The organism is Helicobacter cetorum (assembly GCF_900198405.1).
In the GTDB taxonomy this organism is placed as follows: Bacteria; Campylobacterota; Campylobacteria; order Campylobacterales; family Helicobacteraceae; genus Helicobacter; species Helicobacter cetorum_C.
The window spans coordinates 1-2,493 of sequence record NZ_FZMR01000035.1; the positions used below are offsets into that span (position 1 = coordinate 1).

The 2,493-nt window shown below is 39.2% G+C and carries 1 protein-coding gene and 1 pseudogene; both read right to left on the minus strand.

The features are described 5' to 3' along the window. A pseudogene (locus tag C6H25_RS08080) lies at positions 1-1,650 on the minus strand (hypothetical protein); the annotation flags it as partial. Next, positions 1,556-2,493, minus strand: a 938-nt coding sequence (locus C6H25_RS08085) for a hypothetical protein (RefSeq protein WP_158653911.1), incomplete at its 5' end; no start/stop codon positions are given. The pseudogene C6H25_RS08080 and the gene C6H25_RS08085, both read right to left, overlap by 95 nt.

Below are 2,493 nucleotides of genomic sequence, written 5' to 3' on the forward strand. Positions count from 1 at the left end.
GTTGGTGTTGGTGATTTTAGGGGTTTTAGTGGGCGAGTTTTTAGCGTTATTGATTGCTACATCAACATTCTTTTTGACACTAAGCAAGGCATTCTTTTGATTGGTTAGAGTGGTTTTTAAGGTGTTAAGCAAATCTTTTTGCGTTGAAGAAGTGGAAAGATTGGCTTGGCTTGGCACAAGATTAGCGGCTAATTGCGTTTTTAAAACCACTTGAGAGCTATCAAGCTTTTTTAATTGCAAATCCACTTCATTAAGCGCATTATTGATTGATGAAAGGGTTGCTTGCGTAGCATCTCTTAATTGCCCCACACTAGCACTAGAGCCATTCAAATAAGAGCTTAAAACCTTTTGATTGTTCTCAACCACTTTTAAAGAATGACTCACACTATCCAAACCGCTAAAAATCTTTGTTTCACTTAAAACGCTTACTGCATCGCTTAAAGCACTCATTTGTTGTTGCATTTCTTGCACTCCAAGAGCGGTCCTACTAGACTCTGCAACCACACTGCTAAGAGAGCTTGTTTCTGTAGCGATTGTCTCAGCAAGTTTATGGCTGATATTTTTCACTGCTGTTTGGGCGTTTTGTATCGCCTCTTTTTTAGCCTCATACACTTTATAAGCACTATTGCTTGAGGCATTATTTTCTGTGTTTGGCGTATCGCCATTTTTTCCATATAGCTCGCCTTTAGCGTCATTTTCTTGTTTTTGAGCGTTAGCTAAATTGGCTTTATTATCTTCATAGATTTTAGCTACGCTATTTTGGGTAGGATTTTCTTTTGTGCCATTTTCCCCATACAAATCATGCTTGGCTTGATTGAGCTTGTTTGTAGCATTTTGGTATTGTTGATTGATACTATCAGTGCTTTGGTTTGAAGTATTGCCTTTTTCGTATTGCTCCACGCTTACTTTGCTTGTATCGCCGTCTTGACCATACAAGCCCCCTAAAGCTGTTTGAAGAGTTTTTAAAGCGGTTTTGTATTGGGATACCAAGCTGTTGGTATCCGGCTTAGCCAAATTTCCGGTAGTGCTATCAGTGCTATCATCATAAAGATTTTTGTTTAAAGTGTCGTAATTGTGGCTCAAGCTATTATCTGTGCCACTAATAGTAACCTTACCGGCATTTTCGCCATTCATACTACCTATTGTGGGGTCTGTTTTAGTCCCTTGTTCTGTGGTCGTGCCATACATTTTATTAACGGCGTTGCTGTATTGAGTTACGGCTTGAGCGTATTTTAAGGCTAAGCTATCGCTATTAGCATTAATCTTTTGGTTAGGATTAGTTGTAGAAGAGGCGTTAGCAACATCATAAAGATTTTTTACAGCTTTGTTATATTGAGCGGCTAGAGAATTATCTAAAGGATTTTCTGCGCTACCGGGTATTTCAGTGCCTTGCTCGCTTGTTGTTTCTCCATAGAGGGCTTTGGCAAGGTCTTTATATGTTTCTGCTAGACTGCCTGACGCAGTTGAAAGCGAGCCATCTTCTGTAATAGTATACGCCTCATCGCCCTGTGGATTAGTAGCGTCTTTTTTAGAATACAATTTATTCATTTCTGTATCATAGTTTTTTGCTACTGAGCCGTCTGCTGATACTTTTTGAATGTCGCTCATATCTGTAGTAGTAGGGATTTTTAAGCTGTTGGGCAACAACATTATCGTTAGAACCACTACCCTCATGCTCACTTGGTGTCTGCGAAGAGTTAGTATCGCCACTGATTGAACCCATGCTTATGGCGTCTTCTAAGGTCTTAACATATGTTTCTAAATTTTCATAGTTTCCGCTTTGTTCACCTTTTTTTAATTCGGTTTGAATAGCAGTAAGCGCTGAGCTAATAGTGTTATCAATTTGCGTAGCACTATTTTTAAGGCTCTCATTCTGACTGCTTTTGTCAGTCGTTAGGCTACTTTGCAACCCTTCTATAGTCTTTAGCACATCAGCAACAATAGCCGAAGTATCTTCACTTGAAACGCCATCAACAAGTTGCTTTAACCCAGAAGAAAATGACATGTTTTCACCATCGCCACTATTTCCATATAGTATAGTATCAATTTGCTTGTCAACTTTTTCTATAGCATTGATTGTATCAAGCGCAGTATTGTATTGTTCTGCAAGACTGCCTTTTTCTGGAGTTGGGTTATTTTGAGATACGCCTTGACTTGCTGTAGGTTCTTTTGCGACTTGACCAAGCACATCTTTAGGGTCGCTACTAACAACTTGATGAACTTCTGGTGCTTGCTCGCTTGATTGACTTTTTTCATTTTTGTATAATTTGTCAAAATCGCTTTTAAATCTTGTGTCGTATTGTTTAAAATTACTTGCCAAACTATGCTCTGCAGGCTTGTCATAAGTGCCTTTCACACGAGTGGTGCTATCCCCACTTGTCCCCCAATAGAGTTTTTCATACGCAGACCAAAATTCATTATAAACGCTTTCTTTTGTCCCCATAATTTGCCCGCCCTCAATGGTAGCATTCTCGCCATAGAGAGCGTTAAATT